Raw genomic sequence first — 793 nt, forward strand, 5'->3', positions numbered from 1 at the left:
AAAATTCCGCGGGAGAGAAAGCGCAAGGTTGAACCAGCAATTCTTTCCGAGTTTTAAAGATAGTGAATTATGTGAGAATTTTTCCTTGTCTTAACGAACTGAGCAATTAATTATACACATTGTTGTGTGTAGTTATCTCAGTCCTTCTTCAATCGCGATTTTAAATTCAATCAATCTTTCGGCAACTTCATTATTTTTAGCTTTATTGAGTAATAAACCCATAGATGTTGTCTCAATTTTGCCAAGTTGGTTGGAAATTTTATAAATATCTTCTTCTAGAGTAAATTTCAATAAAGTTTTCACATAAGAACTATATTCTCCTCTTGCACTTGGAATATCAGAAACACCAATTGGGTCCCATAAATAATAAAGGACTTCATTAATTCTTTGTTCTAATTCGCTTAACTGATGCTTATTCATAATTAGTCTTTGAGCAATCCATATTCTTTAATCGCTTCTGTCCATATTTGATTTTTATTTTTGCTGACAATTTTTTTAATTAACCTTGTAATTATTTCTTGATTTAATTTCTCACTTTCAATTTGTTCAATGAATTCAACTGAGTCAGATTTATTTAAACTCTGAGCTGAATTATCAAGTTCACAACAACCATATCCATCAAAAGAAATTCTTATTATAGAAATACAATTGTCTTCTGTCCGATTGAAATCAATAAAAACTGAACTGTCTAGACATCCTAAACAATAATCTGCAATTCTTGTTTTTGGCAGAATTGTTTTAAAAAAGTAAAAATCTTTGTTCATGATAATTACACACAACGTAATTGTGTATG

At 29.5% G+C, this 793-nt stretch carries 2 protein-coding genes; both read right to left on the reverse strand.

All coding sequences use genetic code 11. From position 1 onward, the window contains the following. Nucleotides 1-132 precede the first annotated feature (132 nt). The gene (locus tag ACU8DI_RS15390) at nt 133-420 is read right to left on the reverse strand and encodes a hypothetical protein (RefSeq protein ID WP_447113681.1); all 288 of its coding nucleotides are present in this window, start codon (nt 418-420) and stop codon (nt 133-135) included. A gap of 2 nt (nt 421-422) precedes the next feature. Further along, the coding region (locus tag ACU8DI_RS15395; RefSeq protein WP_447113682.1) for a hypothetical protein at nt 423-793 on the reverse strand (371 nt) is incomplete at its 5' end.

The sequence above is a fragment of the Psychroserpens sp. BH13MA-6 genome (assembly GCF_052983595.1).

Coding starts and splice junctions, on each gene's coding strand:
- ACU8DI_RS15390 (WP_447113681.1), bottom strand. CDS start 420: ATGAATAAGCATCAGTTAAGCGAATTAGAACAAAGAATTAATGAAGTC.